At 62.1% G+C, this 16,219-nt stretch carries 15 protein-coding genes, 2 tRNA genes and 1 other RNA gene; 10 read left to right on the top strand and 8 right to left on the bottom strand.

Going from position 1 to position 16,219, the window contains the following annotated elements; genetic code table 11:
* Positions 1-92 precede the first annotated feature (92 nt).
* From pepN to Q0877_RS03340, 4 genes are all read left to right on the top strand, one after another.
* Positions 93-2,645 carry an aminopeptidase N gene (pepN, locus tag Q0877_RS03355; protein WP_299165711.1) on the top strand — a complete coding sequence of 851 codons (2,553 nt, stop codon included), beginning with the start codon at positions 93-95 and terminating at the stop codon, positions 2,643-2,645.
* A gap of 78 nt (positions 2,646-2,723) precedes the next feature.
* The gene (locus Q0877_RS03350; protein WP_299165710.1) at positions 2,724-3,245 is read left to right on the top strand and encodes an OsmC family protein; all 522 of its coding nucleotides are present in this window, start codon (positions 2,724-2,726) and stop codon (positions 3,243-3,245) included.
* 142 nt (positions 3,246-3,387) lie between these two features.
* Positions 3,388-4,011: a mechanosensitive ion channel family protein gene (locus Q0877_RS03345; protein WP_299165709.1), complete on the top strand. Its 624-nt coding sequence runs from the start codon at positions 3,388-3,390 to the stop codon at positions 4,009-4,011.
* On the top strand, positions 4,001-4,474 hold the full coding sequence (locus Q0877_RS03340; RefSeq protein WP_299165708.1) for a globin: 474 nt from the start codon (positions 4,001-4,003) through the stop codon (positions 4,472-4,474). The genes Q0877_RS03345 and Q0877_RS03340 overlap by 11 nt, the downstream gene beginning before the upstream one ends.
* On the opposite strand, the gene Q0877_RS03335 is transcribed toward Q0877_RS03340, so the two are convergent.
* Positions 4,471-5,142, bottom strand: coding sequence for a hypothetical protein (locus Q0877_RS03335; protein ID WP_299165707.1), 672 nt, complete (start codon positions 5,140-5,142; stop codon positions 4,471-4,473). The two genes, Q0877_RS03340 and Q0877_RS03335, sit on opposite strands and share 4 nt — an antisense overlap.
* A 215-nt stretch (positions 5,143-5,357) precedes the next feature.
* Between Q0877_RS03335 and Q0877_RS03330 the strand changes: the two genes are divergently transcribed.
* A complete protein-coding gene (locus Q0877_RS03330) occupies positions 5,358-6,314 on the top strand; it encodes an acyl-CoA thioesterase II (protein WP_299165706.1) in 957 nt (318 codons plus the stop codon).
* Between the two features lie 79 nt (positions 6,315-6,393).
* Here the strand turns inward: Q0877_RS03330 and ettA are convergent, their stop codons facing one another.
* The 3 genes from ettA to Q0877_RS03315 form a co-directional block, all read right to left on the bottom strand.
* A complete protein-coding gene (ettA, locus tag Q0877_RS03325; protein ID WP_299165705.1) occupies positions 6,394-8,076 on the bottom strand; it encodes an energy-dependent translational throttle protein EttA in 1,683 nt (560 codons plus the stop codon).
* Positions 8,077-8,146: 70 nt separating this feature from the next.
* Complete coding sequence (locus Q0877_RS03320; RefSeq protein ID WP_299165704.1) at positions 8,147-8,680, bottom strand: DUF6993 domain-containing protein; 534 nt, start codon at positions 8,678-8,680, stop codon at positions 8,147-8,149.
* Positions 8,681-8,715: 35 nt separating this feature from the next.
* Positions 8,716-9,285, bottom strand: coding sequence for a single-stranded DNA-binding protein (locus Q0877_RS03315; RefSeq protein WP_299165703.1), 570 nt, complete (start codon positions 9,283-9,285; stop codon positions 8,716-8,718).
* A 184-nt stretch (positions 9,286-9,469) separates the two neighbouring features.
* Between Q0877_RS03315 and Q0877_RS03310 the strand changes: the two genes are divergently transcribed.
* Positions 9,470-9,545, top strand: a tRNA-Arg gene (locus Q0877_RS03310).
* Positions 9,546-9,550: 5 nt separating this feature from the next.
* Here the strand turns inward: Q0877_RS03310 and Q0877_RS03305 are convergent.
* The gene (locus tag Q0877_RS03305) at positions 9,551-9,958 is read right to left on the bottom strand and encodes a DUF3224 domain-containing protein (protein ID WP_299165702.1); all 408 of its coding nucleotides are present in this window, start codon (positions 9,956-9,958) and stop codon (positions 9,551-9,553) included.
* Positions 9,959-10,010: 52 nt separating this feature from the next.
* Complete coding sequence (gene mptB, locus Q0877_RS03300) at positions 10,011-11,525, bottom strand: polyprenol phosphomannose-dependent alpha 1,6 mannosyltransferase MptB (RefSeq protein ID WP_299165701.1); 1,515 nt, start codon at positions 11,523-11,525, stop codon at positions 10,011-10,013.
* A 156-nt stretch (positions 11,526-11,681) separates the two neighbouring features.
* On the opposite strand from mptB, the gene orn reads away from it, so the two are divergent.
* The 4 genes from orn (at position 11,682) to def (ending at position 14,381) form a co-directional block, all read left to right on the top strand.
* On the top strand, positions 11,682-12,290 hold the full coding sequence (gene orn, locus Q0877_RS03295) for an oligoribonuclease (protein WP_299165700.1): 609 nt from the start codon (positions 11,682-11,684) through the stop codon (positions 12,288-12,290).
* Positions 12,291-12,430: 140 nt separating this feature from the next.
* A tRNA-His gene (locus tag Q0877_RS03290) sits at positions 12,431-12,506 on the top strand.
* A 123-nt stretch (positions 12,507-12,629) separates the two neighbouring features.
* The gene (locus Q0877_RS03285) at positions 12,630-13,784 is read left to right on the top strand and encodes an acyl-CoA dehydrogenase family protein (protein WP_299165699.1); all 1,155 of its coding nucleotides are present in this window, start codon (positions 12,630-12,632) and stop codon (positions 13,782-13,784) included.
* 27 nt (positions 13,785-13,811) lie between these two features.
* A complete protein-coding gene (def, locus tag Q0877_RS03280) occupies positions 13,812-14,381 on the top strand; it encodes a peptide deformylase (RefSeq protein WP_299165698.1) in 570 nt (189 codons plus the stop codon).
* Positions 14,382-14,409: 28 nt separating this feature from the next.
* Here the strand turns inward: def and Q0877_RS03275 are convergent, their stop codons facing one another.
* Both Q0877_RS03275 and rnpB read right to left on the bottom strand, forming a co-directional pair.
* Positions 14,410-15,675 (bottom strand): MFS transporter, encoded by a 1,266-nt coding sequence (locus Q0877_RS03275; protein ID WP_299165697.1) that lies wholly within the window; start codon positions 15,673-15,675, stop codon positions 14,410-14,412.
* Positions 15,676-15,810: 135 nt separating this feature from the next.
* An RNA gene (rnpB, locus tag Q0877_RS03270) (RNase P RNA component class A) lies at positions 15,811-16,195 on the bottom strand.
* Positions 16,196-16,219 lie beyond the last annotated feature (24 nt).

Raw genomic sequence — 16,219 nt, 5'->3', positions numbered from 1 at the left:
GTGAAGGTACACGGTTCTGCGTAAGGTGGATCACACCGCGTCACCGCGCGGTAAGTCCACTCCCCACTTCCGGAGGCATCACCTTGCCAGGTATGAACCTGACGCGGGACGAAGCACGCCAACGCGCGGCCATAGTCAGCGTCCACAGCTACGCCATCAACCTCGATCTGACCCGCGGCGATTCCATCTTCAGATCAACCACAGTGGTGTCTTTCGACGCCGAGCAAGGTTCGTCAACGTTCATCGACGCCGTCACGGCCGCGGTCCACCGCGTGACACTGAACGGGCTGGACCTTGATGTCGAGGAGGTCTCCGATGGCGTACGGATCCGCCTGGACAACCTTGCCGCGTCCAACGAACTGGTTGTCGATGCGGACATGCTCTACATGAACACCGGCGAGGGCCTGCACCGTTTCGTCGATCCGGTAGACAACGAGGTCTACCTGTATACCCAGTTCGAAGTTCCTGATTCCCGCCGCGTTTTCGCCGTCTTTGAGCAGCCGGATCTGAAGGCGACCTTCCGATTCACTGTGACAGCGCCGTCGCACTGGGATGTCATCTCCAACTCCCCCACGCCTGAGCCTGTGGAAGCCGGTTCAGCGGACGACGGCGGTGCACGCTCCACGTGGGCCTTCGAACCGACGCCCGTCCTGTCCTCGTACGTCACCGCCCTGATCGCGGGCCCGTACCAGGCTGTGCGCAGCGAGCTCACGAGCTCTGACGGCCGCACGGTCCCGCTGGGCGTCTTCGCACGCAAGTCACTTATGCAGCACCTGGACGCCGAGAACGTCTTCGAATTGACCCGCCAGGGCTTCGAGTTCTTCGAGGCGCAGTTCGGCACGCCCTATCCCTTCGAGAAATATGACCAACTGTTCGTACCCGAGTTCAATGCCGGCGCAATGGAGAATGCCGGGGCGGTGACCTTCCTCGAGAGCTACGTGTTCCGCTCCCGCGTCACCGAGGCCACCGTGGAGCGCCGGGCCATCACCATCCTGCACGAACTCGCGCACATGTGGTTCGGCGACCTGGTAACGATGCGGTGGTGGAACGATCTCTGGCTGAATGAATCCTTCGCCGAGTTCATGTCCACCCTTGCCTCCGCGGAGGCAACGAAGTTCACGCAATCGTGGACCACCTTCGCGTCCCTCGAAAAGGCCTGGGCCTACCGCCAGGACCAGCTGCCCTCAACACATCCCATCGTCGCTCCGATCAATGACCTGGAGGATGTGCAGGTCAACTTCGACGGCATCACCTATGCCAAGGGCGCCTCAGTGCTCAAACAGCTGGTGGCGTGGGTAGGCCAGGACAAGTTCATGCAGGGAGTGCGCGAATATTTCGGCAAACATGCCTGGTCCAACACAGAGCTCTCCGACCTGCTCGTCGAGCTTGAGAAGGCGAGCGGCCGCGACCTCAAGGAGTGGTCGGCCGAGTGGCTGGAAACAGCCGGCGTGAACACCCTCCGTCCGGAAATCGCTTACGACGACGACGGCCGCATCACCTCTTTCGCGGTTCTCCAGTCCGCCGTCGCGGACTATCCGACCATTCGGTCCCACCGGTTGGCGATCGGTTTCTACAACCTGACGGTGCAAGGCCAGCTCGAGCGGTCCCACCGGGTAGAGCTTGATGTCGCAGGAGTTCGCACTGACGTCCAGGAGCTCATCGGGCTGCAGAGGCCTGACCTGGTGCTTCTCAACGACGACGATCTGGCGTACGCGAAGATCCGTCTCGACGACCGGTCGCTGCGAACCGCCACCCGCCACCTCAAGGATTTCGCTGAGTCCCTTCCCCGCACGCTGGTGTGGGCCTCTGCCTGGGACGCCGCACGGGACGGAGAGACGCCCGCACGCAACTACGTCGAGCTGATTCTGCAGAACATCGCCTCGGAATCCGACTCCTCGGTGGTCCTGGTACTCCTGCGGCAGCTGGCAACTACGTTGACGTTCTATGTGAACCCCGATGACCGGCAGGCGATGGAGATAGCGGCGGCCGACAGCCTCTGGGAATTGGCAGCAGCAGCCGGCGCCGCCTCGGACTCGCAGCTGCAGTTCGTCAAGGCGTTCGCTGCGCACGCGCAGACCGATGCACAGCTGGATACCGTCGAGGGAATCCTCGACGGTTCCGGCACACCACAGGGCCTTACGGTCGATGCCGACCTGCGGTGGGAGCTGCTGACAAGTCTCGTGGTCGGCGGGCGCAGGACGGGGGAAGACATCGACGCAGAGCTCGAGCGGGATGCCACCGCCACGGGTGCCCTCGCTGCCGCCCAGGCGAAGGCCGCCATTCCGACCGCTGCAGCGAAGGAAGAGGCCTGGGAGGCCATCGTTGAGCGCTCGGACATGCCCAACGCCGCACAGCGCTCTGCCATCGCCGGGTTCACCCGCGTGCATGACGCAGCCCTGTTGGAGCCTTTCGCCGGGAAGTACTTCGCATCTGCGAAGGATGTGTGGGCGAACCGCACCCATGAGATTGCCCAGCAGATCATCGTTGGCCTCTACCCGTCGCGCCTGACTACGCAGTCGACACTTGATGCCACCGACGAATTCCTGGCCACATTGGATTCGGATTCGGCGTCCCTCCGCCGGCTCACGCTGGAGAACCGCGACGGCGTGGCACGGGCTCTACGCGCGCAGGCCGCCGACAGGTAACGGACCTTCGCGCTACCCAATCCGATGGTTCGGAAACCGCACCTGCGGTTTGCGAACCATCGGGTGTATTTTGTGCCTATGAACCTCTCCGAGCACTCCTATCTGGTACGGGTCGTATGGACGGGAAACCGTGGTGAGGGCACCTCCTCCTACCGTTCCTACACCCGTGATCACGACGTTTCCTCAGCGGGTGTGCCGGTCATCCTCGGATCAGCAGACCCGACTTTCCACGGCAATCCTGAACGCTGGAATCCGGAACAGCTTCTCCTGGCCGCCCTCTCGCAGTGCCACATGCTGTCCTACCTGCACATGGCTGTGAAGAACGGCGTCATTGTGACCGCCTACGAAGATGCAGCCGAAGGCACCATGCGGCTCAATCCCGACGGCAGCGGGGAGTTCACCGGCGTGACGCTCAAGCCCCGCGTGACCATTACGGACAGCACGGCCAAGCACACGGCCCAATCGATTCACGCGGACGCTGCTGCCGCCTGTTTCATTGGCAGGTCGGTGAATTTTCCCGTCCTGCATGAGCCCGTTGTAGTGGTTGGCGGGAAGGCGGGCCCGCTGACCGAGCCTCCGCGCGAAAAGACTCCAGCCTGATCAGCTCCCCGCAGCCCGCGGTGAGGGAATGGCGGGGCTGGAACGGCGCATGCACAGTCGTCAAGCCTGCAACGGTAATCTTGACCTGCCCCAATGCGCCGATTGACGCCGCCCGGGCGCAGACCAATGAAAGGTGTCCCCCATGCAGTTCCTTGACCAGCTCGGTTACGGCGGCAACATCCTCGCCGCCGCGCTGATCCTGCTGGCCGCGCTCATACTCTGGCTCATCCTGCGGATGTTGATCAACCGCATGGTCTCCCGCGTGCAAAACGGGTATGAGATGTTCAGGAAGCCGCACTTCCGGTGGGCTCAACCGGTGCTCCGCACGCTCGATCACAAGCGGCGCATGCAGCGCGCTGAAACTATCGGCGCGCTCCTGCGCAGCACGACGGCGGTTACCATCGCGATCATCGCGCTGATGACCGCGATCGAGCAGCTGGGAGTCAATATCGGTCCGATTCTCGCGAGCGTGGGGATCGTCGGTATTGCCATCGGTTTCGGAGCCCGCGAAGTGATCCGGGATGCCTTCCTTGGATTCTTCATCACCATCGAGGATCAGTACGGCATCGGCGATGTTATCGAAGTGGGGGACACAGTCGGAGTTGTGCAGTCGGTTGGGCTGCGGATCACCCGAATGGTGGATGAGAACGGTGCGATCTGGTACATCCGCAACGGTGACATCATGAAGGTAGGCAACAGGTCCCAGGGGAATTACGTCCCGCCCGCAACTGACGAGGAAAAGGCGGAAAAAGCCAATGAGCAGTGAAACACCGGGCCCCATCCCCATTCCATCCCGGTTCGGTGAACCAATCGCCCGGTTGACGCCGGTGGGGCCGCGGTTCGATCAGCCGTCCTATACCGACAACTTCTATGAAGCTGTCGGCGGACACGAAACCTTCGTCCGCCTGGTCGATGTGTTCTACGACGGGGTGGCATCGGATGAACTCCTGCGTCCCATGTACCCGGAGGAGGATCTGGGCCCGGCCAAAGAGCGGCTCCTGCTCTTCCTGGAACAGTACTGGGGCGGTCCGAAGACCTACGGCGAAACCCGGGGCCACCCGCGTCTGCGGATGCGACACCAGCCGTTCCAGGTGACTCCCGCCGCCCGCGACCGCTGGCTGACGCACATGCGGGATGCCGTCGACTCCCTCGAGCTCTCTCCCCTGCACGAGGCAACGCTGTGGGACTATCTGGAGCGGGCGGCACATTCCATGGTGAACTCCGCTTAGAGAACAGCAGCCTGACGGACAAGAACGTGTCCGTTGCCTGTGCTGAGCCGTGCCCACCGGCCGTTGGTGAATACTCCGACCTGCGCTCCCGGAGCCAGGAAACCGAGTGCGAATGCGCCGAAAGCCGCACCGGCCGGTAGCTCCACCGGCGCTTCCTGGACCGGTCGGCCCCAGATTATTCCGCGGGCGTTATTGACGGCAATCGCTCCCGTGGACTGCGGCACCGACTCGGCGACTTCCTTGATTCCTTCGGAAGCAGCAGCGAGCAACAGGTCCGCCGGCATGGAACCCTTCGATGCCCAACCCGACCGTGGCGGCAGCACTCCTGCCCAGATTTCGGTGACTGTCGATGGCGGTACCGGCAGGACGACGTCGTTATCTCCCATCCGGGCGAGACGGTCCGACACAGCGGCAAGCGCCACGGTTGTGTCCAATTGCGCCGGCTCACTCAGCGGCATGGTGCGCAGCCCGAGGACCGTCGGCGTCGCTTCGCCGAGGATGCGGGGGGCGAGGATGCAGACATACGCCGCAAGTACTCCGCCAGTGGCTTGCAGCCTCACCGCACCGTCCTGGGCAGCGCGGGCGCGCCCCACATACGTGCGCAGGTCGAGCATTACCTGCGGTTCAGCCAAAGTCAGTTCACGGGAGATGGTGGAGGGTTGGGACATGGTGCAATCCTCTCACTCGCGCGCCGGACGCTTCTATTCGCGTAACCTTCGACTGCCTGCCAACCCCCGCGATAGCGGCAGGCAGCGGCACAGCCGGTTGAGGCGGCAGGCCGCGCGGTCTAGTGTCGGTCATGGCTCCACTGACCTCAGATCTCCGGATGCACCGGGAGCCGCAAGGGCACACATGCCGCGTATTGAAGGAGCCAACCATCACCATGTCCGCCGACCCCGTGCAGGATCCCACCGCCGCCCTCGTCAGCCTGCTCGACCTGGATAGCGCCGCCGGGGCCGAGACAGACGAGGAAATCTTCGTAGCGACGCCGGTGAAGCAGCCCGGCAAACGGGTATTCGGAGGGCAGGTGCTCGCCCAGGCTCTGATCGCCGCGATCCGAACCGTCGAATCGGTGCGCTACGTGCATTCGATGCACGGCTACTTCCTTCGTGCCGGGGATGCGGACCTCCCGATCACTTTCGGGGTACAGCGGCTGCGGGACGGCCGTTCATTCTCAGCAAGGCGGGTGCACGCCTACCAGAACGGCGTACCCATCCTGTCCATGATCGCTTCCTTCCAGCAGCCCGACGACGGGATTACCCACCAGGAAGCTATGCCCGAGGACATACCGCAGCCGGAGTCGCTTCCCTCAACGGCGGATCTTCTGGGCGGGTTCGACCATCCGGTGGCGAAGGCGTGGGCGTACGACCGTCCGTTCGATATCCGCCATATCGATTCCCCCCTCTATGTCGAGAACACAGGGTCCGATGAGCCGGTCAACGCCGTCTGGATGAAGACTTTCGGCTCAATGCCGGCAGATCCGGCAATGCACCAGGCTGCGCTCGCGTACGCGAGCGACTACACCCTGCTCGAATCGATTCTGCGCCCGCACGGACTCACCTGGATCCATCCGGGCATGAGCGTGGCAAGTCTCGACCACGCAATGTGGTGGCATCGTCCGGTACGGGTGGACGAATGGTTGCTGTACGTCCAGGCTTCCCCCAGCGCCTCGGGCGCGCGCGGGCTGGCGCTCGGGAAGATCTATAACCGGACCGGCGACCTTGTTGCCACTGTTGCGCAGGAAGGGATGATCCGGGTTCCGGACGACGCCGGCAGCCGCCTCAAGGGTGCAGTGCAGAGAAAGCTGATGGACCAGAAGATGCGTCGCTGGAAGAACTGAAATCCGCGCCGGAACGAACTGAGGGAACGTGCTCGATGCACGTTCCCTCAGTTCACGGCTTACCCTGGCGCGCTGAGTATCAGTCGCGGGTAAGGCGCCGGTGGGTCACACGGTGGGGCTTTGCTGCATCGGGGCCGAGCCGCTCAACCTTGTTCTCCTCATAGGCCTCGAAGTTGCCCTCGAACCAGTACCAGTTCGCCGGGTCTTCCTCAGTGCCTTCATAGGAGAGGATATGGGTGGCTACCCGATCGAGGAACCAGCGGTCGTGCGAAACCACAACTGCGCAACCGGGGAACTCAAGCAGCGCGTTCTCGAGACTGGAGAGAGTTTCGACGTCCAGGTCGTTGGTGGGCTCATCGAGGAGAAGCAGGTTGCCGCCCTGCTTCAAAGTCAATGCGAGATTCAGGCGGTTGCGTTCACCGCCTGAAAGAACTCCGGCCTTCTTCTGCTGGTCCGGTCCCTTGAATCCGAACGCTGAGACGTAAGCACGGGAGGGCATTTCGACCTGGCCGACCTGGATGTAATCGAGACCGTCTGATACCACTTCCCACAGGGACTTGTTGGGATCGATTCCGCCGCGGGACTGGTCAACGTAGGAGATCTTGACCGACTCGCCGATCCTCAACTCGCCGTCGTCCAGCGGCTCCATGCCGACAATCGTCTTGAAGAGCGTGGTCTTTCCGACGCCGTTGGGGCCGATGACACCGACAATTCCGTTTCGGGGCAGCGAGAATGACAAGCCGTCGATCAGGATGCGGTCGTCATAACCTTTGCGGAGGTCGTGTGCCTCGATGACCTGGCTGCCGAGGCGCGGGCCCGGCGGGATCTGGATCTCCTCGAAGTCAAGCTTCCTGGTTCGCTCGGCTTCGGATGCCATTTCCTCGTAACGGGCGAGGCGCGCTTTCGACTTGGTCTGGCGGCCCTTGGCGTTTGAGCGCACCCATTCAAGCTCTTCGGTGAGTCGCTTGGAGAGTTTCTGATCCTTCTTGCCTTGAATCTCCAGCCGGGCGCGCTTCTTCTCCAGATACGTGGAGTAGTTGCCCTCGTAGGGATACAGATGCCCACGGTCTACCTCCGCGATCCACTCGGCGACGTGGTCGAGGAAATAACGGTCGTGGGTTACGGCGAGGACTGCACCGGGATACGCGGACAGGTGCTGCTCCAGCCAGAGCACACTTTCGGCATCGAGGTGGTTTGTCGGTTCATCCAGCAGCAACAGGTCCGGCTTCTGAAGCAGCAGCTTGCACAGAGCAACACGGCGCCGCTCACCGCCGGAAAGGATCGATACGTCAGCCTCCGGCGGCGGGCAGCGCAGCGCGTCCATCGCCTGCTCCAGCTGTGAGTCGATATCCCACGCATCGGCAGCGTCGATCGCTTCCTGCAGCTTGCCCATCTCATCGAGCAGCCGGTCGTAATCAGCGTCGGGGTCAGCCATCTCTTCGGAAATCTCGTTGAAGCGCTGGATCTTGCCGTAGATTTCCCCGACGCCCTCCTGCACGTTGCCGAGAACCGTTTTATCCTCGTTCAGGGGCGGTTCCTGAAGGAGGATCCCCACGGTGTAGCCCGGGCTGAGCCTTGCTTCCCCATTCGAGGGAGTGTCCAGACCAGCCATGATCTTCAGGATGGTGGACTTACCGGCACCGTTCGGGCCGACCACGCCGATCTTTGCGCCGGGGTAGAAGGACATGCTTACGTCGTCGAGAATTACTTTGTCGCCTACAGCCTTGCGGGCCTTGGTCATCGTGTAGATAAATTCCGCCATAGTGCAAGGCTAGTGCGTGGACGCCCCTAGAACATATTCGGCCGGTCCGCTGAACCGGCTGCGGCCCGCGCTATCTCTGGTCCCCGACGAAGCATTGGCCATCGGCGAGAACGGGAAGTTGTGTCACTGCTGCGATGCCATCGCGGACGTGACCGAAAATGCAGATATCCCCGACCGGCACGGCCGCGGTCATCGCGTCCACCTCCAGACCGGTTGGAGTGGTATCCACGGAAACCTCGACCGAGCCGGCATCGGCGCCCGCTGATTGAAACGCCGCCTTCAGCTCTTCTGACGCCGGCCTCGGGGTCTCTGCAGCCAGGGAATTCAGCGAGTCTTCAATAGCGGACGTGATCGCATCCGCTGCGGACGAATCGGGCGTCGCAGCAGGATCCGACTGCGCAGGCGGGACCGAAGGAACAGGCAAGTTAGCAGGTCCGGGACTTGGTGCTGCCGGTGCCCTCTCCGAGGCCGGAGGCCGACTTTCACCGGCTTCGGACCCGCAAGCGCTGACTGCCACCGCGATGCCTGCCGCGAGGGTACAGAAAAGCACCACCCGACGTGCCCGATCAACGTCCAGTTCCGCCCGCGCCCGCTGTTCCCGCATGATGTGATTCTGTCACGATGCTGTTGGACAGCCGCTTAGAAGGGCGCGGAGGCCAGTTCACCTTTCGCATCTACTTCCGCATCGGCTTCAGCATCACTCTCGGCATCGGACCGACTGTCCGGGTCTGACGACGCCTCAACAGCTGTTCCAGGTGCTCCATAACCCGGTGCCGAGATCTCACCAGTGGCGAAATTCACGCCATCGAAGCCGTCTTCCGCGCCCGCCTGCGCCGAGTCATTGCGGTCTGCACTCGATCTGCGGAAGCTGGCCGTGCCGAACAGGAGGTCATGGCCGGCCGAATCCGCGTCGATCTCCACGGTGGTCCCGCTTTTCCCTTCGTCATTGACCCAGGTCCGGACTCGAAGTTTGCCTGTGACAATCACGCGGTCACCCTTCTGCAGGCTGACTCCGGCGTTCGTTGCCAGGTGACGGAACATGGAGACCGAATACCAGTTGGTATCTCCGTCTACCCATGCGTTCACCTTCTTGTCGAAGTAGCGGTCGGAACTGCCCAACCTGAACTTTGTGATCGGCAGTGCGCTGCCGGTTACGGCGCATTTGACTTCGGTACCGACGAATCCACGAATAGTCACATAATTGCTCATCGTTCATCCCTTCAGGGTTCGAGGACCGACGCCGATGCGCCGGTTAGCTCCAGTGTCTGATGAGCAGAACATGGCGTGATCAGTGATCGCTGCTATGTGGGCAACCGCAATGCAATTTGTCCGCTGTGGAGGAGATGAAGCAGACTAAGTACCGCTAAAGTTATGTGGGCAGCGTGCCTGCCGAGCCCCCGTAGCTCAATGGATAGAGCAACGGCCTTCTAATCCGTAGGTTGCGCGTTCGAGTCGCGCCGGGGGCACCAATCACTTAGGGGAAAGTAACCCGCAGTTCGAGGTAGTGCTGGCCCGCAACATCCTGGGAGTACTCCGCGCGTCCGGCAATTCCCTCCAGTTCCTCCGTCCCGGATCCGGGAATGATGTGTCCTGAACTGGCCGCTGCGTTTCCCTCCGCCAGTCCCCAATGCTGGATGATCATGCTTCCGCGGCGCCCGAGCACATTTCCACTGAACACTTCGGACGCCACATAACCGGCTCCCCTGTTGTTACCGGCCATCAGCAGTTCAGCGACCGAGGATCCCTCGATGTCGCCCGCAAAATCTTTCGTGGCACGAACGCGGGTCAGTTCGCTGTCAACGCCTTCAACCGAGTAGGACTCAGGTTCCCAGTGTGAGATGTCGAATGCTGCCCGTACAACCTGTTCCTGCAGTTCGCTCATCCTCCCAGTATTGCGGCATCGCGCGACCTTCGCATGTTGCGCAGACGTCAACCTACGGGTTGAGAGCGGCGTCCTTCGGCGATGCTGGGCCCCGGAAGAGCATCTTCGTGCGCGGATCGAGCAGGACAAGGTAGGTCGCAAAAGCCACCCCGACGACCGCGGCGATCTGCCGCGCAGTCTGCAGGCTGAGCTCGATGTAGGGGAAGATATCCAGCTGGTCCGAGATCGCGTAGATCATGAAGAAGGACACGAGGAAGTAGAGGACCTTCACCTGCCAGTCGTCCCTGATCCCGGTCACCGCGAACAGGGGAATAAGCCATACGACGTACCAGGACTGGATCATCGGAGCCAGAAGTACGACGGCGGTAAGAGCCAGTGCCAGCCGGCGCACCAGGTAGGCATGGTCCCCCTTGAAAATGAACCAGGCAACAAGGACAAGCGACACTACAGTGCCGATCCTGTGGACGACGTCGGCCCAGGTCCATCCGTCAAAACCGAGGGCATCTCCTGTAAGGGCGACAATCATGCCGAGAAAGCCGATCGGCGCGTACCAGATCCAGACGCTTCCCGGTGTACTGAGGGCGCCCACCCAGCCGAAGCCAAACCCGTTGATGATGCCCAGAACCCAGAGAATGCCAAGCGACAGGCCGGCTGTGAGGGCCCAGCAAAGGAACTTGCGGGGCCAACTTGCCCCACGCCCGGCCCACATGAGTCCTATGAACGGCAGGAAGATCAGGGTTATCGGTTTGATGCCGATGGACAGCGTTACAAGGAGGATCGACGTGACGTATCGTCCCCGCGCAGCGAAGTAGAGTCCGGCCACTGCGAAGCCCATCATCAGTGAATCGTTGTGGATGCTGGCCACGAAGTTGGTGAGGAACAGCGGGTTGGCAACCGTGAGCCACAGGGCCCGGTTGGGATTGACACCGTGCAGTTCAGCGAGCCGGGGCACGTAGTACACGCACAATGCAACACCCACGATTGCCAGCAGGCGGAAGAGCAGGATTGACAGGTCCGGCTGCCCTCCGGTCAACCGAACCACAAACTCTTCCATCCAGAGAAAGATGGGCCCGTAGGGAGTGGGGCTCTGCGCCCACAGATCGTCCGCTCCGATCTGCAAATAGTTGGAGATCTGGGAGTAGCCGTCCTCGTAGGGGTTGAGCCCCGCGACCATGACCTGGCCTTGCGCGATGTACGCGAAAACGTCCCTGCTGAACAGCGGAAGAGCGAAACACATCGGTGCAGCCCAGGCAAGCGTTGCCGCCAGGATGGTTCGGCGTGTTTCGGGCCCCCATCCCTGCAGTCGTTGGCCCAGTCTCAGCCACGACCGCACCAGCAGCATCCCGCCAAGAGCAAGCAGGATGACGGAAAGGACAGCACCGACGGGTTCGAAGCGTAGCCAGATGATCACAGGCACTTGGCGAAGTTCCCTGGACGCGAGCGAAAGCCAGCCCACCCCGAACGATCCGACGAGCATGAGCATGGAGCCGACGAAACCTTGGATGATCGCAATCCGCGGACGCCCAATGTGCGCAGTCGCAACGGAGGCGGGCGCAGGGGCGGTCATTATGGGTGGATCCGATCGTCAGTCTGACAGGGCGGTGAAAATGGGTTCGAGGTTGGACGATTTTACCATTCAGACACCTTGACGGTGCCTCGGGGCACGCTACGCAACCGGTGCGCACAGGCGCGACGGCCATTGATGAACCGGTACATTTGTCGGGTGCCGATATCAAGTGAACCCATCGTCTGGATCGACTGCGAGATGACGGGGTTGGATCCTGTCGCCGATGCCCTGATTGAGGTGGCGGTCATTGTCACCGACTCTGAACTGAATGTCCTCGGTGAGGGGGTCGACGTCGTTATTGCTCCTCCCGCGGGCGCCATCGAAACCATGGGCGACTTCGTGCGCAACATGCACACCGAGTCCGGGCTCCTGGAGGAACTCCCCTCAGGCATCACAATGCAGGAAGCCCAGGAACGCGTGCTGGATTACATCACCGCACACGTCCCGGAACCGCGTCGCGCCCAGTTGGGTGGGAACTCAGTAGGGACCGACAGGATATTCCTTGCTCGTGACATGCCGGCGGTGGTGGAGCACCTCCACTACCGGGTAGTGGACGTGTCGACAATCAAGGAACTCGCCCGCCGCTGGTATCCGCGTGCTTATTTCCAAGCCCCGGAGAAGAGCGGTAACCACCGGGCGCTGGGAGACATCAAGGATTCGATCCGCGAACTGCAGTACTACCGCAGCACCATCTTCGTACCGGGCCCTGGACCCGATTCCGAAACCAGCAAGACAGCCGCGAGGGATTTGCTCGCCGAAGCGTGAGCGGCACCCTGCGGGTTACGGTGCGCAGGGTGCGGAAAATGTACGCAGAAAAGTGTGTAGAATTGTCTGCGCTGCCTCGTTCAGCCCCAGTACGTTCGCTTGGAAGCGAACCGTGCTCGGGCCGTTTTGTGAGGCACATGGTGGGTATAGCTCAGTTGGCAGAGCGCCTGGTTGTGGTCCAGGAGGTCGCGGGTTCAAACCCCGTTACTCACCCCATTGGCCCGTTGGCAGTAGCCGCAGGCTTCGGTGGCCGTCCTGGTTGTAGCGGGGCGGCCATTGGTATTTATTCGCTCGGCCCAGCGGCGTGGGAACAAGAATTCACCAGAAGGGGATTGCTGCATGAAACGCACATTGTTCGAGGAAGACCACGAACTCTTCCGGGATGTGGCGCAGGAATTCAACGCACGCGAGATCGCCCCGCACTACGCGCAGTGGGACCGGGATCATCTGATGCCGCGCAGCATGTGGCGCGCGGCCGGCGAGCAAGGACTGCTGGGCTTGGCCGTGCCTGAGGAATTCGGTGGCGCAGGCATGCCTGACTACCGCTTCCGGGTTGTCCTTGACGAGGAGTTCGCGCGCGCAAACCATCTCGCAGCAGGGCTGGCACTTCACCTGCACGATGACATGGTCCTCCCCCATCTGCTCGCCTACGGATCGGACGACCTCAAGCAACAGTGGCTGCCGGGAATGGTGACGGGTGAGAAAGTCACGTCTGTGGCCTGGACTGAGCCGGGGGCCGGAAGCGACCTCCGCGGAGTCCGGACCAAGGCAGTGCGCGACGGCGGTGAGTGGCTGATCACCGGGCAGAAGACTTTCATCGGAAACGGCATCAGCGGTGACTCTTCGCTCGTTCTCGCACGTACCGACGGGTCAACCGGGCGAGGCGGCAGCAATTCATTTTCCCTGTTTATGGTGGCGAAAGGTCCGGGCTACGAGACCGGCAAGCAACTGGACAAGATGGGGTTGAAGGCCTCGGATACGGCCGAACTCTTCTTCGATAACGTACGCGTTCCGGAGTCACACCTTGTGGGCGAAATGGGGCAAGGGCTGCGGTACGTGGCCGAACAACTGCCGCAGGGACGCCTGGCTATCGCCGTCGCGTCCTCGGCTGTGGCGCGGACCATGTACGAAGCCACTGTCCAGTACACGAAGGAGCGCAACGCCTTCGGCGAAAGGGTCATCGACTTTCAGAACACCCGATTCGAACTTGCGGATGTCCTGACGGAGGTTGAGGTTCTGGAAGCTTACGTTGACCGGGCCGTTTTGGCATTCAATGACGGTGAGCTCGACGCCGTCAGCGCTGCCGGGGTGAAACTGTGGGCCAGCGAGCGGGTTAAATCAATCACGGATCGTTGCCTCCAGCTGCACGGTGGATACGGCTACATCCTCGAATATCCGATTGCGCAGGCATTCCTTGCTGTTCGTCTCCTGAGCATCTTTGGCGGGACCAGCGAGATTATGCGCGAAACCATCGGCCGCAACATCGCCCGCTAACCCACCGGAGCAAGGAAGGTTCCCCCTATGCCTGTCCGCCCTATCACGATCGCCGGAGAGCACGTGCTGCACCGCCGCGCTGCCGAAGTTGAACAGTTCGATGAGGAGCTGCGCTCTCTCATCGCGGATATGTTCGAAACCATGGACGAGGCCAACGGTGTTGGTGTCGCGGCGCCGCAGATTGGAGTGGGGCTGCGGGTCTTCGTCTACGGCATGATGAATGATGACGGCGTGCCTCCTCGGGGGGTTCTGGTGAACCCCACGCTGGTCACCTCCAAGGTGTCAGGCGCCGAACCGGATGAGGACGAATCAGAAGGGTGCCTTTCCTTCCCCGGGGAGTCCTTCCCGCTCAAACGCGCGGACTGGGTGAAAGTCAACGGTTACGACGGCGACGGCAACGCGGTGGAATTCGAGGCAACCGGGTGGTTCGCCCGTTGCATGCAGCATGAATTCGACCACTTGAACGGCACGTTGTACGTCGACCGGCTGAATCAGCGCTATGCACGGAAGGCAAAGAAGGTGGCAAGGGCTAATGGATGGGGCCAACCGGGCCTGACCTGGATACCTGGCGTCGATCCGGACCCATTCGGTCACTAGTCAGTAGTGACAAGTCAGTAGTCGCTAGTCAGCCCGTAGTAACCCCGCGGTCAAGGTCCTCCAGACGCCGGACCGAGCGCAGAGGGCCCAAGAGTGCCACGAGGGGAGCTGTGGCAGCCAGCAGGACTCCCACCAGGACCGCGGCGGTAATGCCGAACATTTCGGCAAGAATCCCGCCAAGAATGCTCGCTATGCCCAGCATCCCCCAGCTGACCATCCTGGTTGCAGCGCCAAGCCTGCCCATCATCGCCGGTGGGCAGACACGCTGGCGGAAGCTTGTACCGACGACAATGTTCAGCGCGATCGAAATGCCCATGATGAACATCCCGGCCATCCCCACCAGCATCCCCGGGCCCGGCGTCATAATCAGCAGCGACGCGTAGCCCAGGACGCCGGGCACCATCGACCACCGCCACACCGGTCCGGATCCCAGCCGCTCGGTGAGCCGTTTGGCGCTCAAACCTCCGACGGCGCCGCCGACAGAGGTCGCAGCCATGAGAAGGCCGAGCCAGATTTCCGACTCCCCCAAGACGCGAATCACCAACAGCACCATCAGGGAGGCAACCATGCTTCCGCCCAGATTCCAGAGCGCTGCATTGAACAGGATTGCCCGAAGCGGCGCGGTACTGAAGGTGTACCGAAGCCCGTCCAACATCTCCGCGAAGATGCGACGCTCCCCCGTGACCACGCGTTCTTCCTCGATGTGCAGGGATGAGATAGCGGCCAGTGAAGCGAACGACGCTGCAACCTGCACCAGGAGCGTGTTGGAAGCCCCGAGCACCACCGTTAGCCAGCCAGCGATCCCGCGTCCTGCTGCATCCGCCGAAGCCCCGGAGGCAGTGATGATGCCGTTCCCCTCGACCAGTTCATCCCCAGAGAGGGCGCGCTGTACCAGCGCCTGGTCGGCGAGGCTGAAGAATACCGATGACAGTCCGGCGACAAATGCGACGACGAACAACTGCACCACTGTGAGCATGTCGAACCAGTAGGCGAGCGGCAGCGTGGCAAGGGACACTATCCTCGCCACGAGGGACCAGGCAATCACCGGCTTGCGCGGCCAGCGGTCTACCCACACCCCGATAGGCAGGCCAAAGAGCAGCCAGGGCAGGAAGGCCATTCCGGCCAGTGCGGCCACCGCGAAATCGCTTGCGGCGAGTTCCACCGCCGCAATGATGGGCAGGGCAACAGCAGCAACGGCCGTGCCGAAAACTCCGACTGTGGCTGACAACCACAAGGCTCTGAAATTCGGGTTGCGACGCACCAGGGAAACGCTGGATGCAGTCGTCTCGGCCATCCCCTTAGCGTAATGGAACGTATTGGGCGATAACCGCGGTTGTGGATGACCGGTCCGCAAGAAGTTTCAGACTCTTGACGAATAGGCCAAGCCGGTGAATTATGTCCGCTCGCCCGAGATGCGAAATCACCGAAAGGGATGGGTCGGCCGATACGCCGGGTTCTGTCCTGCAGGTCCGTGAAGACTGCAGTGGCGGCCATCCATCTACGAGCGCCGTTGCCGACGCCCTCCAGCGGCCTACCCGGACACTCGGGCGGGCAGCCCTCGATCGTGCCCTGTCTGGCCTTGCTCCGGGTGGGGTTTACCTAGCCGCTCCGGTCACCCGGTGCGCTGGTGGTCTCTTACACCACCGTTTCACCCTTACCCCGCCTGAACGAATCACCGGGGCGGTCTATTTTCTGTGGCACTTGCCTGCGGGTCACCCCGAGTGGGCGTTACCCACCACCCTGCCCTGCGGAGCCCGGACGTTCCTCGGGGGAAGCGACGAAAGTGCTTCCCACGCGGCCGCCTGGCCAACCCATCCACATCAATCCTACGTGTCGGA

Origin of the sequence: uncultured Arthrobacter sp. (assembly GCF_947495145.1) — a bacterium.
Classification (GTDB): Bacteria; Actinomycetota; Actinomycetes; order Actinomycetales; family Micrococcaceae; genus Arthrobacter_D.
The sequence above is the reverse complement of the archived record's forward strand: the minus strand, read 5'-3'. Positions and strand labels throughout refer to the sequence as shown.

Coding starts and splice junctions, on each gene's coding strand:
- pepN (WP_299165711.1), top strand. CDS start 93: ATGAACCTGACGCGGGACGAAGCACGCCAACGCGCGGCCATAGTCAGC.
- Q0877_RS03350 (WP_299165710.1), top strand. CDS start 2,724: ATGAACCTCTCCGAGCACTCCTATCTGGTACGGGTCGTATGGACGGGA.
- Q0877_RS03345 (WP_299165709.1), top strand. CDS start 3,388: ATGCAGTTCCTTGACCAGCTCGGTTACGGCGGCAACATCCTCGCCGCC.
- Q0877_RS03340 (WP_299165708.1), top strand. CDS start 4,001: ATGAGCAGTGAAACACCGGGCCCCATCCCCATTCCATCCCGGTTCGGT.
- Q0877_RS03335 (WP_299165707.1), bottom strand. CDS start 5,142: ATGTCCCAACCCTCCACCATCTCCCGTGAACTGACTTTGGCTGAACCG.
- Q0877_RS03330 (WP_299165706.1), top strand. CDS start 5,358: ATGTCCGCCGACCCCGTGCAGGATCCCACCGCCGCCCTCGTCAGCCTG.
- ettA (WP_299165705.1), bottom strand. CDS start 8,076: ATGGCGGAATTTATCTACACGATGACCAAGGCCCGCAAGGCTGTAGGC.
- Q0877_RS03320 (WP_299165704.1), bottom strand. CDS start 8,680: ATGCGGGAACAGCGGGCGCGGGCGGAACTGGACGTTGATCGGGCACGT.
- Q0877_RS03315 (WP_299165703.1), bottom strand. CDS start 9,285: ATGAGCAATTATGTGACTATTCGTGGATTCGTCGGTACCGAAGTCAAA.
- Q0877_RS03305 (WP_299165702.1), bottom strand. CDS start 9,958: ATGAGCGAACTGCAGGAACAGGTTGTACGGGCAGCATTCGACATCTCA.
- mptB (WP_299165701.1), bottom strand. CDS start 11,525: ATGACCGCCCCTGCGCCCGCCTCCGTTGCGACTGCGCACATTGGGCGT.
- Q0877_RS03285 (WP_299165699.1), top strand. CDS start 12,630: ATGAAACGCACATTGTTCGAGGAAGACCACGAACTCTTCCGGGATGTG.
- def (WP_299165698.1), top strand. CDS start 13,812: ATGCCTGTCCGCCCTATCACGATCGCCGGAGAGCACGTGCTGCACCGC.
- Q0877_RS03275 (WP_299165697.1), bottom strand. CDS start 15,675: ATGGCCGAGACGACTGCATCCAGCGTTTCCCTGGTGCGTCGCAACCCG.